Below are 22,938 nucleotides of genomic sequence, written 5' to 3'. Positions count from 1 at the left end.
ATGGATGCTCGGCTTCAAGACCTTCAAAATCAACTAGCAAAGGAGAGAGAGCTATGGAACGAGCTGCAAGATCGGCTGCGTTATGAAACAGATCCAAGGCGACAGCGCCAGTTGAGAAATGATATTCAACAGGCAGATCAAAGAATAATAGAGCATGAAAATGAAATTGAAAAAATAAAGCAAAAATTCAAAATTTCCCAAATCAAAGAAACTCAGCCAGAAATTTTAACTGATAACACTAATCAATCAAAACTAGAAACTGATAATTTCAACCCAGACACTAATTTGGGCACTAGAAATAATAATCCTTCGAAAGAACCTAAAATTAGAATCAAAAAAAATTTCAAAAAAATACTATTTTTTATTTGTATTGCCATCGGATGCTTCCTAGCAATATTACTATATCAATTAACATTAAATTCTTCAATTACTATTTGTCCAAATGGCAAGGAGAATAGCAATATCAACTTGTCAATTGTTAACTCTTTAAGCTGCGGTGAAAAGTCTTTAATATCAGGGTCTATTTTAGATGATAAAAGGAAGGGTGTAGAGGCTTATAAGAGCAATGATTATACCAAAGCTATTGAATCCTTTGAAAAAGCAATAAAGAAAGAACCAAACGATCCTGAAACATTGATATATCTTAATAATGCCAAAATTGAAAAAGACAAAATACCAGCTTATACAATTGCTGTAGCAGTTCCTATAAGTAGCAACCTTTATACCTCGTTACAAATATTGAGAGGAGTTGCTCAAGCTCAAGAGGAGTTGAGGGAAGAAGGATCTCGGCCTAAAAAAGGTCTTAAAGTAATGATAGCGGATGATGCAAATGACGTTAATCGAGCTAAGCAAATTGCAAGCATTTTGGTACAACAGAAGCATATACTTGCAGTTATAGGTCATTATGCCAGCGATGCGACTATTGAGACAAGGGACATTTATGAAAATGGCCAGTTAGTATCGGTTTCTCCTGGGAGTACTTCCACAGAACTTCCACGTCCAAACGATCGTTTTTTCTTCCGTACAATACCCCCTCTTGAAAGAAACACCACAGGTATAGCACGTTATTTAGAGAGGAAACAAATTACTAAAGTAGCAGTTTTTCACAATCCATCCAGTAAATTCAGTGAATCATTTTTCAGCGAATTAAAAACGATTTTTTCTGACTTTAAAATAGAGATTGTAAATGACAATCCAGAAGAGAGAGATTTTCATTTATCTAACCCTTTCTTTAAGCCAAAAAAAGCTAGTAAAAAAGCAATTGATAAAGGTGCTCAAGCCTTTGTCTTGATTCCAGATGGAGGAACTACAAACTATAGCATACCAAATGCCCTAAAATTAATTAAAGCTAGTCCTAAAAATTTTGTGATAGTAGGAGCAAATACCCTTTTCAGAGATGAAACACTTCTGTTAGGTGAAGATGTTGTAGATCGTTTAGTAGTGACTACTCCGTGGATACAAACAACAGTTTCTAAATCCAATTTTGCTAAGCAAGCTGAAAAATTATGGCAAGGTAGAGAAATTAGTCCCTGGACTGTGACGGCTTATGATGCAGCTAAAGTCTTGATTCAAGCCTTATTTATAAATATAGAAGATAATCCGACACGTCTCAAGTTACGAGATAGCTTGATAAATCCTACAGTTAAACCTAAGGGAGCTGATGAGATCTTTATCGAGTTTGAAAATGGTAATCGTAAAAAACCAGAGGTCGAATTAGCCAAAATTGTCAAGTTGAAGTGTTCTGAATTTGGTTACAGTTTCGTTCCCGAACAAGATCGAGAACAGGATATCAAACAGTTAGAGGCTAGTTGCAACTGATGATTTATTTAATCATAGAATCATTACTTAAAATCTTGTTCATCGCTTATCAGAACATAAGAGGCCTTTTAATTATCCAGATACGAGTTTAAATTTACAATTTAAATATTAAACTTCGTCAGGATTTATTCCCAGCTGTCTCAAACGTTCTGCCAAACGCTGGGCTTTTTGCTGTTCTTGTTCTAATTGCGACGTTAATAACTGTGATTTTTCCTCACCAGTTAGCAATAAATTTCCCTGCGTATCCCACCAACGCAACCAAGGCGCTGTAGTATTTCCATAGTTTCCTTGCCAAATACCCAATTCGACACCCATCAAGGAAATCTCATAGTGTCCGCGTTCGTTAGCACTGAGTTGCTGATATCTACCATCAACTAAGTGATAAACCTCAACAGCAGCTTTGCTAAATTCATAAATGCCGTAAAAAGGTACGCGAATTGCTTGCTCGTATACCCAAAATTTACCAGTAATTGGAGTCTTATCTCTCTCTTGGGAACCATCCCCAGAAGCGAATTCCAGTACAATTAAGGGAGCGATATATTCTTGCCACAACACATAAGAGCGCCGAAATTGACCATTTAACATAGGTGGAACATTCGGGACGTAAAACCAATCGGGTGCTTCTGCACCGCGTTCAGGTGGTTCAGTCAAACGCCAGTAAATGCCACAATCTTGACCAATACAATACTGTTTATCTGAGTGAATTTCCTGTAATACATCTTGAACGGAGTCAGTTAGAAGTATGCTTTGCGGGTGTTCTTGAAAATTTTTCACAAAGGTTCCATCTGACTCTGGTAACTCAGTATGGTCGGGAAGGTGAGTAATGCCTAGTTCGGAGAGTTTGGCAATAGTCATTGAACTTTGGCGCGAGTGAATCGGCTTATTTATGTTAGCACTGTTGCGAGCAAATGCTTGGCCGTTTGGCTGTGCTGCGTTGTGTTGCCCAACTGAAGTGAATTGTATTGCCCTATATAGGGTTGAGAAAGCGATCGCTCGTCGCAGGCATCACGGTAAGCTGAGCAAACACATTAGTACAACACGCGATCACCTACCAGAACACAAGGCGCGATCGCTTTTCATCACTTTCTGGTTTGTCTGCAAATAATCATGCAGCAAATCGCAACCCAGTGCTAGCAATTTATCCAGTTTAATATCTGCTAAATCTTGGAAAATCACTGTACCGCTAGCACTTCCCACAGCTAAAGTCTTGCCATTAGGGCTGAAACTGATGCTGGTTAACTCATCTTTATAACCTTTCAAAGCAATCACCAATGTTCCATCGCGGTTCCAAATCCTCACTTTGTCATCGCTGGAGGCTGCTAGAGTCTTACCATCTGGACTAAAGCTGACACTGATGAAAGTATCCCCATCCCCACCCAGATTACTTAGCAACTCACCATCTCGATTCCAAATCTTCACTGTGCTATCAATACTAACTGAGGCGAGAATTTGACTATCAAGTGACCAAGCTACCCCATTTACTCGACGGCTATGGCCAGCTAATGTTTGTATCAATTTACCGTCATTACTCCATAGTTTCACCGTTTTGTCATCACTAGCTGAAGCTAGCAATTTTCCATCAGGACTAAAACTTACCCAATTCACTGCATCTTGATGTCCCTGCAAGGTGTTCAGCAGTATACCGTTACGGCTCCAAAGTTTTACTGTTTTATCTTTACTCGCTGAGGCAATTACTTGACCATCAGGTGACCAAGCTACACCCAATACTGTATCATTATGACCCTGTAAGGTATGGAGCAATTGACCACTCCGACTCCAAAGCTTTACTGTTTTATCTTTACTAGCTGAGGCGATTATTTTACCATCAGGGCTAAAACTAACGCCCCAAACTTGACTCTGATGCCCAGCGAAAGTACGGAACAATTTACCTTCTCGATTGAAAAGTTTTACGGTTTTGTCTCGACTAGCTGCTGCTAAAGTGCGACCTCCAGGGCTAAAACTGATACTCGTCACCCAATCGTTGTTATCGGTTTTAGGTTTTTGCAGTAGCACATCGTCCCAACGCCAGAGTTTAATTGTTTTGTCTCGACTCGCAGAAGCAAGGGTGCGACCGTCTGGGCTGAAACTAACGCTATTCACCCAATTATTATGTCCTCTCAGCGTGCTAAGCAGCACACCTTGTGAACTCCAAAGTTTGAGCGTTTCATCGGTACTTGCGGAGGCGATCGTGTTACCATCGGGGCTGAAGCTGACGCTGGTGACTCCTGCACTATGTCCTGATAAGGTTCTCAGAAGGTTACCTTCTAAACTCCACAATTTGATAGTCTGGTCTAAACTAGCGGAAGCAATTGTTTTACCATCGGGCGACCAAGCGACACTCAAGACTGCATCATTATGACCTGGAAAGGTTTTCAGTAACTCACCCTCTCGACTCCAAAGCTTGATGGTGTTGTCAGCACTCCCAGAAGCAATGATTTGTCCATCGGGTGACCAAGCGACAGCTAAAAGTGCACTGCTATGTCCCTCTAAAGTTTTGAGTAATTTACCGTCCTGAGTCCAAAGTTTTATCGTCTTGTCTGTACTCGCTGAAGCAATAAGTTGACTATCGGGACTGAAACTAACACTATTCACCACAGCTTGATGTCCTACTAGAGTGGCTAGTAGTTGACCATTCTCATAATTCCAGAGTTTCACTGTTTTATCTTGACTGGCGGAAGCGATAATTTGACTATCGGGGCTGAAACTGATGCTATTGACTACATCTTCATGTCCTGACAAAGTTTTGACCAAGCTACCATCAAGACGCCAGAGTTTAATTGTAGTGTCTGCACTGGCTGAGGCAATTAAAGAGCGTTCGCGGCTAAATATAACACTATTTACCCCAGATATATGCCCATCGAAACGATTATATTCTCTTACCCCCGAAACCGCTTGATATAGAGCCGTCAGCACTTGCTCTTTTGTATTGGAATCTACCCAGATTGTTTGTTGTAATTTTTTCCCTGCCTTTAAACCTTCCTTTAAAGCATCAATACCTTTTTGCGAGGCAAATAAAGCTTCACTAGAAACACTCAGGGTTTTAATCTCGCTATCTATTGCTGTCACAATGGAAACACTTAAACCAAATATCGCCAACACAGAAGCAGTCAAAGCAATTTTCAAGGAACGATTTAATTTAGCTTCACTGAGTCTTTGTTTTTCTTGGCTTTCTGCTAGTTTAGCTGTTAATTCTTTTTCTTTGAGTTCAGCTCGCAATTGCTCAATTTCTAACTGACTTAATTCTTCGCGCTTTTGTAACTCCCGCAATTCTGTTAAGAAACCCAATCCCTGTTGGGGATGAGTATCTATCAATTTGGTTGGCTGCTTTTTTTGGCTCAGTTCGCTTTTGAGTCGCTCAATTTCAGCTTGACTTTGTTCTACTTTTTGGCGTAGTTGGTTGAGTTGTACTTGTAAGCTTGATTCCTGTTGTTGCAAGTAGCGAATTAAATCTACTAAATAATCGTGAATTAGTTGATAACGTTCTGGCACGTCAGGAAAAAGAACCACTAACCCAGAGCGAACTAAAATATCTAAAACTAGCTCTAATTTACTAGCATCTTCTAACTCTGTTAATTGTGCCGCTAATTCAGCGCGAGTTTTAAAAGGTCGATTGTTGCTTTCATCTGTTAATAAATATAAAACAAGTAAAGCTGCTCGTTCATTTTCTGGACCGCAGTCTTTGATTAATTCCTTAATATATCGCTCAATCAGTTTGTTGGGTCTATATGGCTGGTATTCTTCTAGGGTGGTAATTCGCTCATCTTGAATTTGTGCTCCTACAACTTGCAATTCAATGGGGCGTACTTCTCCAAATTCTGTGGATAAATCTGCAATTAGGGCATCAATTAAAGCAGGTTCTAAATGTAACTGAGAACGCTCTGTCAATTTTTTGATAATTGCTTTTGCGTATTCTGGTGAAAAATTATTTAACTGGTAGCGGATATTGTTATCAAGAATATTGTTGTTAATTGCTTCCAGTGAAGAAAGATGTTTAAAGTCTAATAAGCGATGTAAATAATCTTCTCGTAAAGAAAGAATAACTTTGACAAAAGGTATCTGAAGACAGTCGCTAATAAATTTATCAAACGCTTGCTTTTGATGGCGATCGCTATATCCAAAGAAAAATTCTTCAAACTGGTCAAAAATTAAAACTGTAATCAAATGATTCTCAGCATTTTTTTCTAATTGTTGTAAAATATTCATAATACTACTAGGCGTAACGGACTCCGGTAAAACCTCCGGTTGAATGGCTGCTTCTCCTTTAATCTGAGACATCGCCTCACTTAAAGATTTGCCTAATTCCCTGGCCCAATCTGTATAAACTTGCAGCACCACAGGCACAGCAATTTGATCGCCAATGGCTCGATTTTGCAATGCTGGAACTAAACCCGCAGTTACTGTAGAACTCTTACCTACTCCCGATTGACCGTGAATCACCGTCAACTTTTGGTCAGCACGGCTAATTCTGCCAATTAAATTATTAATATCTCGCTCTCGACCAGAAGCCCCAATTTCTAAAGCAACACTACTACTCCCAGCAGGTAACATTAATGCTGGGTTTGTCGCTTGTCTTTGGGGTTGTAAACGTCCTGCACCGATAAAAGCCCGAAAACCATACTGCTGTTCGACAGAACGGCGTTTTTGACGAATGTAATAAGCTTCTAAATACCGCCCTTCTTCAAAATAAAGCGATCGCAATGTCCGTAACAGGCGAATATAACGATGGGCATCATATTGATGAGCGCTGTATTCTAATGCTTCAGGAAGTTCTTTTGTCGCCTTTTCTAAATATTCACGCGCGACTTCTTGCTCACCTAAATTGCGCTGTGCTTTGGCTAATATTAAATAATAAATTTGCGCCAGCAGTAAAGGAAATAAACAGTTATAAGGGTCATTCTGCTTTTGCGCTTCACCTAATTTCAGCAGTGATACATGTGCTAAAATACTCGCCTGTACCCAACGTGATTGCTGCACGGCGACTTGTGCAAGAAAGCCGTAGTCACAAGCAAGTTGAATTTGATTACCATAAATTTGATGCAACTCCAAAGACCTTTGAGCAACAATTTGCAATTGTTCCCAGTCTTGGAGGTTTTGCAAAACTTCAGCAAGTTGACCAATAAATTCAGCAACTATATTTATACACCCAGCTATTTGTAAAATATTCAAACATTGCTGAAAATAAGATTTTGCTGCTAACCAATGACGGCGATTTTCAGCTTGATTTTGCTCAGCTAAACGACAACAACATAGCCCCAGATAAAACAGCAAAATTCCCTGTCGTAGAAGTATGGGAGATGGGGGAGATGGGGGAGATGGGGAAGAGAAGGGAGCAGGGAGCAGAGGGGAAAGAGGTAATTTTTCATTCTCACCCTTGCCGCCTTCACTCTCGCCCAACTTTTGCCAAACCTGTAAACTTTTTTGAAAATGACTTAAAGCTATATTGATGCGATCGCTAACATAATTATCTAAGCCAAAAACAAATTCTAAACTAGCGTGCAATTCTGGTTCTAAGGTAATACCACGATTTTGCAATTCTCTGATGGCAAAGTGGAGTTCATAGTTATGTTCCCAGACTTGCTCTAGAGTAGAATAATTTTCGGTAAACTTAGGTGCTTGGGGTTGTGCAGTATTCTTGGGCAACACTTTGGCAAACAAAGAATCAGTTTCTTGTTGGAGAAATTGCAGCAACGAGCGAGTTGTCATTTCAAAATGAATCGGTGTCGCCGCCCAACTCGCAAAATCTGGTGCTAAACGTACCACTTTTTGCAAAACTTCATCATTCATCCACACAATTATCGGAAATGGATGGCGTTTGCGAAATTCATCTCGAATATGATTAATAGATCTGAGGAAATCATCAAGTTCATCTACTAACTCTAAACCCAAAATCATCAATGCAGATGGGGGTTGATCGCGAGTAACTAACTGTAAATGAATAGTTGTGTAAAGACTTCTAGCGTTGTGGGGTAAAACTACTTTTTGAATCTGGTATAATCCAGAAGACATTTCTTCAAGTCGTTGCAACATTTCCTCTTGCAAAACTCGATAATCGCAGCATACTAAAACTAGGGAAAATTGACCGTTGGAAAGTGCGATCGCTCTCCCTAAACTCCTCAACGCCCGCTCGTTATTTGCTCTTATATCTGCTTGTGGGTGTCGTTCAACCATGATTTAAATTTTTGCGTTTCTGCTAAAACTGGGTTGACGGCAAACCAAGCCCCTTCCCGATCGCGGTATTCAAATACAAACAAACTCCGCAATAAAGTGTGGTATTCAATATCACCTCTGACCCTCTGTTGTTGCACCACCTGAAAGATGAGTTCCCATTCATGGGGGTCAATGGCGTTGGCTCGGTAGTCTCGCTGTCTTTGAATCACCAAGTCAACACACTCCCGCTCGAAGGGTGGATCTTGTTCCCGCAAACAATCAAACAACAACCCCAACAAGTCGCGCACATGACCACCACTAATCATACACAACCGATCTAAGGTCTCTAAATTATCAAACACCTCTGTAATTAAGCCTAACCGATCGCTAGGTAAAATGTCGGGAAAAGCTCTCGCTAGCACCATTTGTCGCATCAATGCTAGCCCTTGGGGAAAAATTTCTCCAGAGCGCAAACGCACAGGTATCATCGGTAACACTTTTGGTGCAACTCCTCCGCCCAAACGATGCTGAAGTTCGGCGCTATCGTTGGAGAAAGTCAAAGCTAGGGGAATAGTATAGACAATATGACAATTTAGTTTGCGTAACTGTTCGCCCCGTTGAATAAACAAGTATTCTGGCAGCGATCGCCCCGATGGTAAAGGTCGAATTGCCACTCTATCCAAGTTATCAACAATTACTACCAGTCCTCTTTTCCCCTTAGTTTTGAGTTCTTTGTTGGCGCGTTCTAATAGTTCTTGATTAATTGATTGTAAAATATTCGCCGTTCGCGGTTCTAAATAGTCCCTTAACCGCCGCCGCAATTGGGGGCTTTCTTTGGTTTTAGCTGTAATTTTGCCAATCCCTACAGATAACTCAGCTTCAACTCCCAGTTCAATTGGTGTTTGCAAAAAATCGACAATTTCGCCAAACAACTTGGTAAAATAGGTGGGCTTAAGTTTGATTTTCATCGCTTCTAGGCTTTCACTTACCTGACCAGCGATCGCCAATAAAACATCAGTCACATCCACATCTGCCATTTCTAAGACATGGGTAGACTCAAAATAAACTACATGAAATTGCTGCACTTCTAACTCAGCTTTCAGGCGCAACAATTCCGTTGATTTTCCGCAGCCGAGATGTCCCGTAAATAGCTGACAAGTTGGCGAATCTGGGGATATGCGAGTGATGGTGCGCTGCAAAGCCTCAATGATTTTGCCACCCCGCACCACTGCAAAATCGATATAATATCGGCGATCGCTTGCATCTCCTATCATTAGAGGTCTACTTGGATTGCAAGCCTGATAAAATCTTTCTAAATCTAGGAGCATAACTAATCGAGTTCATTCACGAATAGGGGGTGACAAAATTTCTCTTCGATAATTTATTTGTTAATTTAAGTACATCTCACTTAAATTACTAACAAAATTAGCAGCATTCCGGTTAACTTTTCATATTTTCGTTTTATATAGCACACCACAATGCTGACATTTGATTTTAAGTAAGCAGGAATACTACTATAGGGCTAGTATTTGATTTTTGAAATTACTCTTAGAGGCAGGAAACAGGCAATAGGCAATAGTGAAGAAGGGGATTAGAAGTGTACGGATTTTTTTCAGAAATCAAACCGGATTCCTATATAAGTATAAATTGCAAAAAGCTCTAATATTAAATAAGCTGCTCTTATCAATATTAAAAATATTCCATACAAAAAAAGTACTGTTAAGTACAATTTTGTAGTGTTTTTGAATATATAGCAATCCTATTTGATTTGTGAAAATATAGGAATCATATTTGATTTTTGAAATATACGTAGGGTGTGTTATGCCGTAGGCTAACGCACCAAAACCTTCGGGTGGTGCGTTACGGAAGCCGTAACACACCCTACACATACTTAGATTTTTTCAGAAATCAAATACTAGTCCTATAGAAAGTCACAGATACCCTAATAAGCTTCGGTTAAGCATTTTTTCTTCTCTTTGTGTCCTCTACACCTGGAGTAGTACCCTGGGGGAAGCCGCTTTGCGTCTACGTTAAAAAAATGACTTTGAGAAAGAATGCTAATCTTAACCCAAGCCTATTGACAAATACCCGACTTCTGGTGGAAAGTCGGGTATCTCATCTCTGACAAATGATTAAGTAAGGTTATAGAGTTCTGTTGCCTTGAAATCGAAAATCTAAAATCCAAAATCGTATAATCTATAATCCCATTGAATATAAAATTATTCGGTCATAGAGCTTATCCGGCAAAATATGTTTTAGCACAGCTTGGATTTTGGCATCTTGTCCAACGAGATAGCGTGTCTTTGGTTGTTTTGCAGTCAGCGCGTGGACAACAGCTTGAGCGACAATATCCGCAGAAATTCCTCTAGATGCAATGATCTGCATTTTCTGACGTACAGCATTCATCGCCTGGCCGTAAAGATTTAGTGCCGATTCTGGTAAGCTATCTTGCCCGATGTCAGCTTGAGTCAGGGATTTATTCCAAATTGGTGTAGCGATGGAACCAGGTTCAATAATTGAAACTGAGATTCCCCAAGGTTTTAACTCCATACGCATGACATCAGTGAGTGCTTCCAAGGCAAACTTTGAAGCATTGTAAGCACCCAAAAACGGTGTAGGACTTCTACCAGCAATGGAACCCATATTGATAATTCGACCCCGACCTTGGCGTAATAAACCAAGAAATGCTTGTGTCACTGCTAATTGTCCAGTGACATTAACGTTCATTTGGTGTTGAAATTCCGCGATCGGTAATAATTCTAAAGGACCTGGGACAGCAATTCCAGCATTATTCACTAAACCTGAAATCCCAACATCACCGACTGTGTTTGTTACCTTATCAACTACAGAGGCGATTGATTCAGCATCAGTAACATCTAAAAAAACCGGAATTAGCCTTGGTGAAGCTTTTTCTTGGAGTGTTTGAGCATCAATATCTTGACGCACACCAGCAAAAACAGAAAATCCCAATCGGTCTAAAAGTAAAGCACAGGCCTGACCAATTCCTGTTGACGCTCCTGTAATCAGAACTGTACCTTGATAATTTCCTGCAACCATTAGTTTTTTTGATTATGAAACTGCTGTAATATTTCTCTGTGTGTCCTAATAAAATTCAGCTAAAGTGCTTAAAAGTTGCATTTTTTCTTTAAGACCATCATTAATCATTAGTAAAAAACAAATGACAAATGATAACCTCACGACTTAATGTGCAACTTAAATACGTAACAGCTTAGTATCAATCCTTGCAGATACCAGAGCGAAGACAATCTTCGGTTTGGTCATCTCTAGCCGATATATCCCACGGGAATATATCTGAGGGAGCTTTTGTGCTGTAAACCATGAGAGCAGCTACGGTAGAAAGCTGATTTTTGACAATTGACACATTACTATAAACATTGCCTAGCTCAGGATTGGATAAATAAACAGGCAATGCCATCAGACCAATGCAAATTGTCCGGTTCATACAACCTCAGCTAAAAATTTCCGATTACGCTAAACTTAGATGCCACCTTGATGAACCGGAGTTGAAAAACTGAGCATTGTATATTGATGTTATGTTAAGCTACTCAGTTCTAATAGCCGCAGAGACGTGATTTACAAATTATCCGTTCCACCCTTTTTTAGGTTAGGCATTGCCTACAAAATGGCTTCCTACTAACTTATGCACATGCAACCCTAAAAAACAGGACAAAAAACTCGCAGCACTCAAAAACATATCTTAGTGGCTGCGATCGCCAGATAAAATAGTTAACAATGCTGACTAAACAGATGAGGCAGACGCGTGGACACAAAGAAAAACTAATACCCAATGCCCCATGCCCAATGACGCCACTTGCTTCAAGTCGGCAGAGCCGCCCAACGCAGTGGCTCCCCCATACCCATATTATAAATGTTGCCTACTAACTGACTCATGACGCCTTCACAAGACGTAGATACTGTAACCGCTCCTGATATAGATACAGAAGCAGATGGCAACTCCCAAACAGATCCTTTAGATGAGTTGCCAGATGAAGTCGAAATGTCGCTTTTCGACCACCTAGAAGAGTTGCGACAGCGAATTTTTTATTCACTCATTGCTGTAGCAATAGGTATTATCGGCTGTTTCTTTGCCGTTAAGCCGATTGTCCAACTACTTGAGGTTCCAGCACAAGGAGTCAAATTTCTTCAACTTGCACCTGGAGAATATTTCTTTGTCTCTCTCAAAGTCGCAGCTTACACTGGCTTGGTACTTGCTAGTCCTTTCATTCTTTACCAAATTATCCAGTTTGTGCTTCCCGGACTGACTCGCCGCGAACGCCGCTTACTAGGGCCTGTGGTTTTAGGGTCGAGTGTTTTATTTGCAGCGGGTTTAGTATTTGCTTATTTGCTTCTCATTCCCGCAGCTTTGAAATTTTTCATCAGCTACGGAGCAGATGTAGTTGAACAACTTTGGTCAATTGACAAATATTTTGAATTTGTACTGCTACTTTTATTCAGCACTGGCTTAGCATTTCAAATTCCGATCATTCAACTGTTGCTCGGTAACTTGAATATTGTCTCCTCTGAGAAGATGGTTTCTGGTTGGCGTTACGTGATTATGGGAGCGGTGATTTTAGGAGCTATCCTCACACCTTCTACTGACCCCCTGACCCAAAGTCTTTTAGCTGGCGCAGTGCTAGGGCTTTATTTTGGTGGGATTGGTTTAGTGAAGCTCACAGGAAAATAACGATACGCCACGCTTAATAAAAAATTAAAAAAATAAAATGCAAAACCACGGAATTTTAGATTTTAAATTTTGGATTTTGGATTGAAAATTCAAAATTTAAAAATTTCTGAGAGTAAGTAAATTTATACTCGTAATAAAAATCTAAAATCGCAATTTATTCATTCAAGCCCTTGCTTTTAGCTAGAGGGTCAATCTAAAATCTAAAATCCAAAATTAAATGACACAAATTAGCTTCCATGATTTTGAAAAAGTCGAAATTCATGTTGGCAAAATTATCCAAGTTGAAGAATTTCCTAAAGCTAAAAAACCAGCTTATAAATTATGGATAGATTTTGGTAATTTAGGTATCAAAAAATCTAGCGCCCAAATTACTAAACTTTATGATTCAAGGGAATTAATCAACAGATTAATATTAGCTGTTACTAACTTTCCACCCCGTCAAATTGCCGATTTTATTTCGGAAGTTTTAGTCTTGGGAGTAGTTCTAGATGATGGGGAGGTTGTATTAATTCAGCCAGATAGAGATGTAGCCCTTGGCAAGAGAGTTTTATAGCACGTTTAGGTCATAAACTTTTTTATATACAAAAAATGTAATAACTGAAAAATTAATGTTCAAGTAATAACAGCTCATAAGATCCATTCTGAAGCTCGTTCGCCCAAATCTAAAGGAATACTCACAGCTTTACCGAGTCGGGGGCGATCGCGTGTTTGGGTGATAAATGTTTGCACTTGTGCTGTTCCACCCAAAGCATGGAGATAACTGGCGATGCTATCAAGATGCTCTTGGTACTCTGCCTCAGTTAAGGGAAAAGAAGCTTGCTCCAAATATTTCCACATGACTTGCAAAAATATCTTCCCCTGTGCCCGCCGCAACTGGACATCGTAAGAGTATCCCCACTTCTCAACCAGCAGTTGACGTAATTCCTGTCCTGTCATAGCTTTTCTCAATCAGATTTTACATTTAGTTATGATGTTAAGTTCCGTAACTCCAGTATGATAAGGATATAAAGAAATGTAATGCTAACAGAAAAGATGCTAAATATATCTTGGAACAGAGAAGTATGGCATCGTCGTAAGCGTTAGCATTTCGACTTAGACAAGAGTTGCTCAAGTACAAGTACTCCTGTCAAAATGCTTAACAAAATACACAAAGAGCGCGTAGATTATGGCTCAATTTTCGGAATCAGCAGACGTGCCAGATATGGGGCGTCGTCAGTTCATGAATCTGCTCACTTTTGGGACTGTCACTGGAGTAGCTCTGGGTGCATTGTATCCCGTTGTCAAGTACTTTATTCCACCAGCTAGCGGTGGTGCTGGTGGTGGAACCACAGCAAAAGACGAGTTGGGCAACGATGTTAGTCTCGCCAAATTTCTGGAAAACCGTAACGCAGGCGATCGCACCTTAGTTCAAGGACTTAAGGGTGACCCCACCTATATTGTGGTAGAAAACAAAGACGCCATCAAAGATTATGGCATTAATGCTATCTGCACCCACTTAGGTTGTGTCGTCCCTTGGAACGTTGCTGAGAACAAATTTAAGTGTCCTTGTCACGGTTCTCAGTATGACTCAACTGGTAAGGTCGTTCGCGGTCCAGCACCACTGTCTTTGGCTTTAGCCCACGCCAACACAACAGACGACAAAATTGTCTTGAGTCCTTGGACTGAAACCGACTTCCGCACCGGCGATGCACCTTGGTGGACTTAATAATTTTGTCCTTAGTTATCTGTCCTTTGTTCTTAGTGTTTTGACTAATGACCAATGACTAATGACTAATGACTAATGACCAATGACTAATTCAATCATTGTCCTTATAGAGATGAGAAATGCTTCTGTAACAGCGAGGTTAACTCGCAGTGCTAGAGCAATTGTAAAAACATTGCTCATAGCGATCGCCACTGTGACATTTTACTTCACCAGCGATCTCGCCCTTCCCCAATCTGCTGCTGCCTATCCGTTTTGGGCACAGCAAACCTATCCTGAAACCCCCCGCGAACCAACCGGGCGGATTGTTTGTGCGAACTGTCACCTAGCAGCCAAGCCAACAGAAGTGGAAGTTCCCCAATCGGTACTACCTGACACTGTGTTCAAAGCTGTGGTGAAGATTCCCTACGATACCACTGCCCAGCAAGTTGGTGCCGATGGTTCTAAAGTCGGCTTAAACGTCGGTGCTGTGCTGATGCTACCCGAAGGCTTTAAGATTGCTCCTGAAGACCGCATTTCTGAGGAACTTAAAGAAGAAATCGGCGATACTTACTTCCAACCCTACGGCGAAGACAAAGAAAATATTGTTATCGTCGGTCCGTTACCTGGCGAACAGTACCAAGAAATCGTCTTCCCAGTTCTTTCTCCTAACCCCGCAACCGACAAAAACATCCACTTCGGTAAATATTCAGTTCACGTAGGTGGTAATCGCGGACGCGGACAAGTTTATCCCACCGGCGAAAAGAGCAACAACAACGTTTACAATGCTTCCGCTACTGGCACAATCACCAAAATTGCTAAAGAGGAAGATGAAGACGGTAATGTCAAATATCAGGTAAACATCCAACCTGAGTCTGGTGATGTTGTCGTTGATACAGTTCCCGCAGGCCCCGAATTGATTGTTTCTGAAGGACAAGCAGTAAAGGCTGGTGATGCTTTGACCAATAACCCCAACGTTGGTGGATTTGGTCAAAAAGATGCAGAGATAGTACTGCAAGACGCCGGTAGAGTCAAAGGGTTAATTGCATTCATCGCTCTTGTGATGCTGGCTCAAGTTATGCTAGTGCTGAAGAAGAAGCAGGTTGAAAGAGTCCAAGCTGCTGAGATGAATTTCTAAATTCTTTGCTAAATCATTCATTCTTTATCGGACAGGCATCTTGCCTGTCTTTTTTATATGTTATGGTTCTAAGCCTACCTATGAGAGCTGATTCGTAAAGAAAATCTTAAGCATACTCAACTCATTGCTAGGTCTAAGTTTCAGTGAAGAAGTGCTTTATTAACGTGAGTTCGATGAACCTCTCCCCAACCCCTCTCCGAGGCGGAGAGGGGCAGAAATATTTCCAGTTTGGAACTAAAAATCAAGGTTTCAAAGCCTCTTCCCCTGTGGGCTATCCATTACCCGGATCTTTCTCAACATTTGCGAGAGTATTCACTCACGTTTCTTACAACCCTTATTGGTCTGTTGTTAATTCTCAATAAAAACCTAATTTTAGCGAGAATATTAAGAGCCAATTTGTCAAGTATGCCTCACACCTCAGTGTTTAAGATGCCTACAAAACAAACGTTTCAAGATTGTAAAGAAAGATGTGACTAATGGATAGCCCTGTGGGGGAGAGGTTTGGAGAGAGGTTTTTTGCATCCGTCGAATTCACGTTTTATTAACTCAAATTCTTGAAATCCTTACAAGGTAAGTATTTTACTTGAGTTTAAAAATTAGTTCTTAGACTCCTAGCTTGATATGCAATTTCCTTTAAAAGTATGGTCGTCTCAAAAAAATGGGGTTACCTGAAAGATATAGATTATTTTTTAGAGCATTCAAAAAACAAAAAATTATTATTATTCTTTGGTTAGGCTTCCCTCGGAAGGAAGGCGATAAAAAAGATTGTTATCAAGTTTTTACAAAAAAAGTTGAAAATGGCGAGTTTCCTAACTAAAAGTATTGATAATCTGCTTGCAGAATGTAAGTTAGAAGATTCTGATGACAAAAATGAAGATTAAACAGCGATTAAATATAGCTATAAAATATTAGGGTGGGTAAATAACACCCACCCTACTCTTGCTTAATTAATTACGCTACTACAACGGACGGTAAACCCGATAGTTGATGTTAGGGAAGATATTATCCATGACCTCGACTTTTTCGAGCCAACCGCTGTCAATTTTGCCAACTTTCACATCTTCATAGAGCTTATTAAACCGCATCAGGTGCGATCGCGTCCGTCTGACTGCATAGGGTACCATCGTTCCCGTCCGCATAATAAAAGCCCAGTCAGAAGATTGTGCTAATAACAATTCCCGCGCTGCTTGGTTTAATGCTCGCCACCCCAACTCATCCTCTGGTTCCAAGTGAGATATTTCAATCATTCGTTCAGCGGCTTTGTGCAAGTGTGGATAAATCCAGGCGTTTGTTTCATTCAACCAATACTCGTGGAAACCTTTGAAACCCCAACTTGACTGGGAAGGACGACAGACTTGCTGTACTGGATGCGATCGCAGATAATCTGCTAAGTGGGTCATTGCATAGGTTCCTTGGTCATACCATGACTTGCGGAATAGAAAATCAATGAACCAAGGGCCTTCATACCACCAATGCCCAAATAACTCGGCGTCATAAGGCGAAACGATAATTGGCGGGCGCTGCATTATACCATAAAGATGTTCAGATTGCCGCTCTCGGTTATACATAAAGTTAGCGGCATGTTCCGCTGCCTTTTCCCGTGCCCAATAAGGGTCGTAGAGTGCCTTATCTGACAGCCCTAAACCACGTCCAGTAATTTTGTGATATTTAATGCCCGTGTTTTTGCGTTGACCATTGGGCATAATGTAGGGCTTAATGTACTCATATTCTGCTTCCCAGCCCAAATCTTTGTAAAATTCTCGATATTCTGCGGCCCCAGGATAGCCAACTTCAGAAGACCATACCTGTTGAGAAGATTCATGATCTCGACCAAAGGCAGCAACACCAGTTTCTGTGAAAATCGGGGCATAAGTACCAAAGCGCGGACGGGGACGGGCGTAAAGAATGCCATGTCCGTCGGTGAGGAAGTAACGTAAACCAGCATCTGCCAGCATCCGCTCTACACCTTCGTAGTAAGCGCATTCAGGTAACCAGATACCTCTGGGTGCTTGTCCAAAAGTTTCTTCGTAGTGTTCACAGGCTACCTGAATTTGCGCCCACACTGCTTGCGGATACATTTTCATCAACGGCAAGTAGCCGTGGGTAGCGCCGCAAGTGATAATTTCCAGGTTATTACTATCTTGGAACTGCTTAAAAGCCGTCACCAAGTCACCTTTGTAGCGTTCCCATATTTGACGCGCTTCGTTAAACTCAGTGGCGTAATGTTCGGCCAAGTAGCGAATATGTCCATTATGGACGTTACGCTCGGCCTCCATCTCTATAAGTTCTTCTAGTTGTGCTAAGTGGGCGTCATAGCGTTCTTGCAGTAGAGGGTCACGAAGCATCGACACTAGAGGTGGTGTCATACTCATCGTGATTTTAAAGTCGATACCGTCTCGCTTTAAGCCTTCAAATACTTTCAATAATGGGATGTAAGTTTCTGTGATGGCTTCATAGAGCCATTCTTCCTCCAACACATAGTCACTTTCTGGGTGACGAACGAAGGGCAGATGTGCATGAAGGACAAGCGCGACATAGCCAATAGCCATAGTGATTTTGGGGTGATACTTGTAAGTTGAAGGTGGAGGGGTTTGCCAGAAATTAACAATATTTTAAGACTTTATGGGGATCGTCAGTTAGGTTTATACGAGTTTTCAATTAATTTAGGGACTTCCAAAAAATAAATTATCCCAAATTATTTGTACATTTGTAGGGGCGCACAGCTGTAAAGCCCCTACGTTCGCGGAGCGTCCCGCAGGGATGGAATGTTTTTTAAACTGAAAGTCCCTTAAAAGCTTTGTACCAATATTTGAACTCCTGGGCATTCCTACTCCGGTTGTGGGTTGACTTGTTGCAGCACAAAAATCGGGTTTCTCACTTACAGTCCTTTTGTAAACTTTTTGCCTTTGGAGTTTAGTAATTATTTTTTAACCAGATGCCGTTAGTATCTGCCTCCAGAAAAATTTTACTTTTACTTTGTTTGGTGAGGTTGAATTTCAGGAGTGATGCCTAAGGCGGGCTACGCCTACGCCAAAATTATACAAAAAAGCGTTGAACTCGAACGCTAAAACCTGGCAAAAGTGTTGATGTAATTTCGTCATCAGCTAACAAAGTTGCTATCAGTTTTAACTGGGCAGTTTCTCGACGATAAACTTCTAACTGCTGTAATTGCCAATTTGCAATTCAATATTATTGTGCTTATAATTACACTTATATTGGCTCAATATTTATACTAGTATTAAAGCAAAAATGGCATAAGACGCTACTTTTAGATATAAAAATTAGACCTCTTGCGCGAATAGAAAAAGCATAAAAAGGATACACCTTAAATAAGTATTTTTGGTGGAGACATTCATCGCTAACTGAAGATTTTTCGCATCCTGAAATAACAATATCGTAACCGCAGAAAAAGTTTTGGATTACATTGCAACTTGATTGCTAGACTTCTCAAGTATGAACTTGCTCTGTTTTCTTGATTCGGAAAATACGTATACTACTTATATATAAGTACATCGGAATTCATTGAAATTACAAAGTAAATTTACAGTTTCAATATATACATGCTGTTATCATTGTTTTCAGTATATCTGACATAGTAGACTACACCAGGCCAAAATGAGCAAAAACATCTTTACTGTCTTAACATCAAGCATAGTAGCCGTAACTGCGATCGCCGTTTCACCTCTCAAATCACAAGCACTAACCTTTGATTTTAAATTTGATAATACGCCTAATGCCACTGTAACTTCTCCCTTCGTAGGAACAGGAACGTTTAGCTTTGACGGAGACCCTGGAGATGGAACATTCGCACTTACGTCTTTACCAAACTTTAACTTTTCCTTTAATGTTAATGGAAATAGCTTTACCAACACGGCTCTTGCAACGCCACTGGCTAATATTCTTGCAAGAATCCAAACTAATGGTAGCGATCGTTTGATCAACTTCGGTGGTTCAGGTGGCGGCCCCTTCGGAGGGTCTATCGATTTTGTAAATGCTGGTCCTTTAAGTTTCCAACCCGGTTTCGGATCGCTTTATTTTTCAGCAGCTGGTTTGGGAACTTATCAGGGGATAGCACAGGCAGATGTTACCCCTGTTCCTGAACCAGGTAGCATGTTAGGTTTATTAGGTTTATCCTTGGGAGCGTTGGTTGCTAAGAATAAAAAACAAGCTTTAGAGGATGTTTAAAAAGTATTATTGCTAACATCAAAATCTTAGAAACCTAACCCCCCAGCCCCCATTCCCTTGTAGGAAAAGGGGGTTTTTAGTAGAGTTTGCCACTTTCCAAACAACCTCTAATATAGGAATCATATTTGATTTCTGAAAATATTTCAGTAGGGTGTGTTATGCCGTAGGCTAACGCACCATCCGAATATTCTGGTGCGTTACGGAAGCCGTAACACACCCTACATATACTTAGATTTTTTCATAAATCAAATACTAGTCCTATATGATGTCCGGATGATTACCCATAATAAAAACTTATTTATTATTCAAGCTCATACCTAAAGGTAGGGGCTTGAATTACGAATTACGAATTATTTTGACGGCTTCTTTTTCTATTCTTCGCTTTCTTGATACAGCTGTTGCAAGTCCTGTAACTGAGTCTTTCGGGAAACACGGCGATACTTTTTAGTTTCCAGTTTGGGTTCGTATTGACTCTGCCCTTTGCTTTTACTTTTTAACTTGAGATTGGATTCAGGATCGGCTTGTTGGTGAAGTTGTGTTTTACGAGCGATCGCTGCGTCCAAAAATTCTAAATAATGTTCGTATCGTTCCCAGTCTCCGCGTACTGCACACTCAGGTTCATCTCGGTGCAGACAATCACTAAATCGACACTTAGCAACTGCTAACCGTTCTCTTGCTTCTGGAAAATAATGTACTAATTCCTCTGGATTACAATCCATATCAGGCTGATTAAAACCCGGAGTATCTGCTAACAAACCACCGCTAGGCAATTCAAATAATTCTACATGACGTGTGGTATGACGACCACGAGCTAATTTACCAGAAACCTCCCCTACTCGCAGGTTAGCATTGGGAATCAGCCCATTAATCAAGCTAGATTTGCCTACGCCAGAAGGCCCAGCAATTACAGTAATTTTATTGCTGAGATAATTAGCTGCTTGGTCAATATTAATGCCATTTGTAAGACTAATAAATAACGTTTGATAACCCCAACCGAGTAGGCGATCGCTAATTTGCTGTTGTTCCTGTTGTGAAATTAAATCACTTTTATTCAAGCATAAAAGCACATCCAAACCAGTAGACTCAGCCTTAATCAAAAACCGACTTAATTGATAAGGTTCCAAAGGCGGATCGGCGACAGCAAATACTAATAAAATTTGGTTGACATTGGCGATCGCTGGACGATCTAATTCACTTTGGCGAGGTAAAACTTCAGCGATCGCTCCCCGTCCTCCAGCCCAATCTGGCTCCTCTACAACAACGCGATCGCCTACCATCACCTGTTGTCCGATTTTTTTCAGCCGTGTTCTACGAGTACAGAGGAGGAGGGGGGCAGAGGGGCAGAGGGGCAGAGGGGCATTTAAATCTATTTTCTCCTCTGCTCCCCTGCTCCTATGCTCCCCATGCTCTTGATCTAGCTGTACCCGGTAAAAATTAGCCTGCACGGCCAGCACAGTACCCAATAACTGTCCAGTTGCGGCAAAACTTTCCGCCATCATTGGTTATTAACTGGACGACGCACTAACAGGGAAAAATAACTACTACAATCTGTAATTTTTTCCACCTGATAACCTGCCATAGTCAGACTATCGGGAACCTGCTCAATTGGTTCTCCTGGGTCTAGCCAGACTTCTAGCAAACCGCCTAGTGGCATTTTCTCTAAACGTAGTTTTGTCCGCACGAAATTAATTGGGCAAGGGGTGCCGCGTAAATCAAGTTGAGCATCAGGAGTTGAAATAGAAGAGGACTTCATTACTTAAACAGATTTCCCAAGAATCCTTCTAAACCGCCTTTGCCAGTGCGATCTCCTTTAATTTTAGCCAGCTTCTCCAAAAGTTCCCTCTCCTCTGGGGTTACCTTGTTGGGAATATCAATTAATATCGTCAGCATATGATCGCCACGACTGACGGGATTTCCTAATCTAGGTACGCCGCGATTTTCCAACTTCATGACCGTATTCGGCTGAGTTCCCGCAGGAATAATTAGTTCCACTGGCCCGTCTACTGTATCTACCTCTAACCGACAGCCCAAAATTGCTTGCAGGTAGCTAACTTTGATTTCCGAGAGAATATTGATGCCATCCCGTTGGAATTCCTCGTCCTCATTCACGAACAAGTAAACGTACAAATCCCCTGGAGGACCACTGCGTTGACCAGCATCTCCTTCATTAGAAATCCGCAAGCGTGTGCCATTATCCACCCCAGCTGGAATGGTAATTTTGAGTTTCTTTGTTACCTGATTTGCGCCTTTACCATCACACGCATCACACTTATCTTCAATTACCATCCCTGTTCCATTACAAGTGGGACAAGTCGAGACTTGGGTGAAACTGCCAAAGGGTGTTCTAGTAACACGACGGACTTGACCCGATCCGCTACAAGTTGAACATGTACGCGGACGTGTTCCTGGTTTCGCACCAGAACCGCTACAAACTTCACAATTTTCCAAATGCGAAATTCGGATTTCTTTTTCACCGCCAAATACTGCTTCCCGAAAGTCTAACTTCAGGTCTAGCCGCAGGTCATCACCTCGCGCGGGACCACTGCGGCGTCTTTGCTGTTGCGCTGGGCCACCCATACCTCCAGCAAAGCCACTAAAAATACTTTCAAAGATATCGGCAAAGCCACCCATATCGCCAATATCTTGGAAGCCTGCACCAGCTCCACTTGACACGCCCTCTGGACCAAAGCGATCGTAACGAGCGCGGATTTCTGGTTCTGAGAGTACCTCATAAGCACGGTTAATTTCTTTAAAGCGTTCTTCCGCTCCCGGTTCTTTGTTCACGTCTGGGTGATACTTCCGGGCTAAACGGCGATAGGCTTGTTTGATTTCTTCTTTGTCGGCGTCACGAGAGACACCCAGGATTTCATAGTAGTCGCGGGCCATATAGCAAAGGTAAAAGTTAGAAGGAACAAAGCAGGAGGCAGTAGAACGTTACGGTTACTTGCTACCCTACAAAGAGGCGTTTTGCCTACAAAGCGTCTTTGGAAGGGCGGCTTGCCGGAGGACAGGCAAAAGAGAAAATTAATTTTTGTTAATAATTGATTTTACCCTTTACCTTTTACAAAAATCACCGACAAATCTTGAGCAATAGCTTTCGTCGTGGGAGACGACAAAATTTACAGAAGCAGTTACAAACAGAGAAAACCTCTGCTCAAACTTCTCACTGCCGAGTTTGCTGTCTCTTTTACAATTGTGCTACGTAGGAGAGGAAAACCCCGCCCATCAACCAGAGGGGCTAGCCGCACCATCAGGTGTGGAAAA

At 41.2% G+C, this 22,938-nt stretch carries 17 protein-coding genes and 1 pseudogene; 8 read left to right on the top strand and 10 right to left on the bottom strand.

The window, feature by feature from the left end; genetic code table 11:
• Nucleotides 1-1,818, top strand: a complete 1,818-nt coding sequence (locus ACM0OY_RS13315) for an ABC transporter substrate-binding protein (protein ID WP_414569317.1) — start codon at nucleotides 1-3, stop codon at nucleotides 1,816-1,818.
• Between the two features lie 108 nt (nucleotides 1,819-1,926).
• On the opposite strand, the gene ACM0OY_RS13310 is transcribed toward ACM0OY_RS13315, so the two are convergent.
• Complete coding sequence (locus ACM0OY_RS13310) at nucleotides 1,927-2,673, bottom strand: Uma2 family endonuclease (protein WP_414569316.1); 747 nt, start codon at nucleotides 2,671-2,673, stop codon at nucleotides 1,927-1,929.
• A 31-nt stretch (nucleotides 2,674-2,704) separates the two neighbouring features.
• Between ACM0OY_RS13310 and ACM0OY_RS13305 the strand changes: the two genes are divergently transcribed.
• Nucleotides 2,705-2,923, top strand: a complete 219-nt coding sequence (locus ACM0OY_RS13305) for a hypothetical protein (protein WP_414569315.1) — start codon at nucleotides 2,705-2,707, stop codon at nucleotides 2,921-2,923.
• Here ACM0OY_RS13305 and ACM0OY_RS13300 read toward each other — a convergent pair.
• From ACM0OY_RS13300 to ACM0OY_RS13285, 4 genes are all read right to left on the bottom strand, one after another.
• Nucleotides 2,863-7,986, bottom strand: coding sequence for an eIF2A-related protein (locus tag ACM0OY_RS13300; RefSeq protein ID WP_414569314.1), 5,124 nt, complete (start codon nucleotides 7,984-7,986; stop codon nucleotides 2,863-2,865). The genes ACM0OY_RS13305 and ACM0OY_RS13300 overlap by 61 nt on opposite strands.
• Nucleotides 7,956-9,293 carry a P-loop NTPase fold protein gene (locus ACM0OY_RS13295; RefSeq protein ID WP_414569313.1) on the bottom strand — a complete coding sequence of 446 codons (1,338 nt, stop codon included), beginning with the start codon at nucleotides 9,291-9,293 and terminating at the stop codon, nucleotides 7,956-7,958. The genes ACM0OY_RS13300 and ACM0OY_RS13295 overlap by 31 nt, the downstream gene beginning before the upstream one ends.
• An 868-nt stretch (nucleotides 9,294-10,161) precedes the next feature.
• Nucleotides 10,162-11,022, bottom strand: coding sequence for an SDR family NAD(P)-dependent oxidoreductase (locus tag ACM0OY_RS13290; RefSeq protein ID WP_414569312.1), 861 nt, complete (start codon nucleotides 11,020-11,022; stop codon nucleotides 10,162-10,164).
• A 178-nt stretch (nucleotides 11,023-11,200) separates the two neighbouring features.
• Nucleotides 11,201-11,428, bottom strand: coding sequence for a hypothetical protein (locus ACM0OY_RS13285; RefSeq protein ID WP_414569311.1), 228 nt, complete (start codon nucleotides 11,426-11,428; stop codon nucleotides 11,201-11,203).
• Between the two features lie 447 nt (nucleotides 11,429-11,875).
• Between ACM0OY_RS13285 and tatC the strand changes: the two genes are divergently transcribed.
• Both tatC and ACM0OY_RS13275 read left to right on the top strand, forming a co-directional pair.
• Nucleotides 11,876-12,670: a twin-arginine translocase subunit TatC gene (tatC, locus tag ACM0OY_RS13280; RefSeq protein ID WP_414569310.1), complete on the top strand. Its 795-nt coding sequence runs from the start codon at nucleotides 11,876-11,878 to the stop codon at nucleotides 12,668-12,670.
• Nucleotides 12,671-12,887: 217 nt separating this feature from the next.
• The gene (locus ACM0OY_RS13275) at nucleotides 12,888-13,223 is read left to right on the top strand and encodes a tRNA-binding protein (protein WP_414569309.1); all 336 of its coding nucleotides are present in this window, start codon (nucleotides 12,888-12,890) and stop codon (nucleotides 13,221-13,223) included.
• Between the two features lie 74 nt (nucleotides 13,224-13,297).
• Here the strand turns inward: ACM0OY_RS13275 and ACM0OY_RS13270 are convergent, their stop codons facing one another.
• Nucleotides 13,298-13,606 carry a DUF3067 family protein gene (locus tag ACM0OY_RS13270; RefSeq protein WP_414569308.1) on the bottom strand — a complete coding sequence of 103 codons (309 nt, stop codon included), beginning with the start codon at nucleotides 13,604-13,606 and terminating at the stop codon, nucleotides 13,298-13,300.
• A gap of 229 nt (nucleotides 13,607-13,835) precedes the next feature.
• Here ACM0OY_RS13270 and petC point away from each other — a divergent pair, with 229 nt between their 5' ends.
• The 3 genes and pseudogenes from petC to ACM0OY_RS13255 all read left to right on the top strand — a co-directional run.
• Nucleotides 13,836-14,375 carry a cytochrome b6-f complex iron-sulfur subunit gene (gene petC / locus ACM0OY_RS13265; protein ID WP_414569307.1) on the top strand — a complete coding sequence of 180 codons (540 nt, stop codon included), beginning with the start codon at nucleotides 13,836-13,838 and terminating at the stop codon, nucleotides 14,373-14,375.
• Between the two features lie 112 nt (nucleotides 14,376-14,487).
• Nucleotides 14,488-15,489 (top strand): cytochrome f, encoded by a 1,002-nt coding sequence (petA, locus tag ACM0OY_RS13260; RefSeq protein ID WP_414569350.1) that lies wholly within the window; start codon nucleotides 14,488-14,490, stop codon nucleotides 15,487-15,489.
• Nucleotides 15,490-16,126: 637 nt separating this feature from the next.
• A pseudogene (locus tag ACM0OY_RS13255) lies at nucleotides 16,127-16,370 on the top strand (type II toxin-antitoxin system YhaV family toxin); the annotation flags it as partial.
• Nucleotides 16,371-16,448: 78 nt separating this feature from the next.
• Here the strand turns inward: ACM0OY_RS13255 and ACM0OY_RS13250 are convergent.
• A complete protein-coding gene (locus ACM0OY_RS13250; protein ID WP_414569306.1) occupies nucleotides 16,449-18,038 on the bottom strand; it encodes a glycoside hydrolase family 57 protein in 1,590 nt (529 codons plus the stop codon).
• Nucleotides 18,039-19,104: 1,066 nt separating this feature from the next.
• On the opposite strand from ACM0OY_RS13250, the gene ACM0OY_RS13245 reads away from it, so the two are divergent.
• The gene (locus ACM0OY_RS13245) at nucleotides 19,105-19,674 is read left to right on the top strand and encodes a PEP-CTERM sorting domain-containing protein (protein WP_414569305.1); all 570 of its coding nucleotides are present in this window, start codon (nucleotides 19,105-19,107) and stop codon (nucleotides 19,672-19,674) included.
• A 371-nt stretch (nucleotides 19,675-20,045) separates the two neighbouring features.
• On the opposite strand, the gene rsgA is transcribed toward ACM0OY_RS13245, so the two are convergent.
• The 3 genes from rsgA to dnaJ are packed head-to-tail and all read right to left on the bottom strand — an operon-like array spanning nucleotide 20,046 to nucleotide 22,560.
• Nucleotides 20,046-21,173, bottom strand: a complete 1,128-nt coding sequence (rsgA, locus tag ACM0OY_RS13240; RefSeq protein WP_414569304.1) for a small ribosomal subunit biogenesis GTPase RsgA — start codon at nucleotides 21,171-21,173, stop codon at nucleotides 20,046-20,048.
• Entirely contained in the window at nucleotides 21,170-21,427 is a 258-nt protein-coding gene (locus ACM0OY_RS13235) for a sulfurtransferase TusA family protein (protein WP_099068110.1), read from the bottom strand. The genes rsgA and ACM0OY_RS13235 overlap by 4 nt, the downstream gene beginning before the upstream one ends.
• The gene (dnaJ, locus tag ACM0OY_RS13230; protein ID WP_414569303.1) at nucleotides 21,427-22,560 is read right to left on the bottom strand and encodes a molecular chaperone DnaJ; all 1,134 of its coding nucleotides are present in this window, start codon (nucleotides 22,558-22,560) and stop codon (nucleotides 21,427-21,429) included. Before dnaJ ends, ACM0OY_RS13235 begins: the two co-directional genes overlap by 1 nt.
• Between the last annotated feature and the right edge of the window lie 378 nt (nucleotides 22,561-22,938).

It is taken from the genome of Nostoc sp. CCY 9925 (genome assembly GCF_963920935.1).
Classification (GTDB): Bacteria; Cyanobacteriota; Cyanobacteriia; order Cyanobacteriales; family Nostocaceae; genus Nostoc.
Note: the sequence above shows the minus strand (reverse complement) of the source record. Positions and strands in the feature narration are given on the sequence as shown.